Origin of the sequence: Halomonas sp. ALS9 (genome assembly GCF_001651035.1) — a bacterium.
Lineage (GTDB): Bacteria > Pseudomonadota > Gammaproteobacteria > Pseudomonadales > Halomonadaceae > Vreelandella.
In genome coordinates this window covers 1-293 of record NZ_LXRG01000040.1, presented here as the reverse complement: position 1 = coordinate 293, position 293 = coordinate 1, and the positions used below count along the sequence as shown (strand labels likewise).

Sequence of the window (293 nt, the reverse complement as noted above, 5' to 3'; positions counted from 1 at the left end):
TTACCTAGGTGATAAAAAAACCACCCTTTTGAATAACTGCGCAACCCCAGCAGAGAAGTGAAGTAAATTTGCGCCATCATGGGGAATATCAGCGCCCAGATGAGTATCGCCCCGGGGATCGACACCTGCGCCCCTTCAAAGCGCGACAGGGTTTCCGGTACCGCTGGGATAAATTGCCCGACTAAGATGCCCACCACAATGGCAAGCGCTACCCAAACCGAGAGGTAGCGCTCAAAGACGCCCATGCCTTCGGCGGTGGAGGGTGATGCGTTATCTTGCAGGGCTGACATGGG

The 293-nt window shown here is 54.9% G+C and carries 1 protein-coding gene; it reads right to left on the bottom strand.

All coding sequences use genetic code 11. The features are described from left to right. The coding region (locus A6R74_RS01370) for an arsenic resistance protein (protein ID WP_373557059.1) at positions 1-290 on the bottom strand (290 nt) is incomplete at its 3' end. Positions 291-293: the final 3 nt, after the last annotated feature.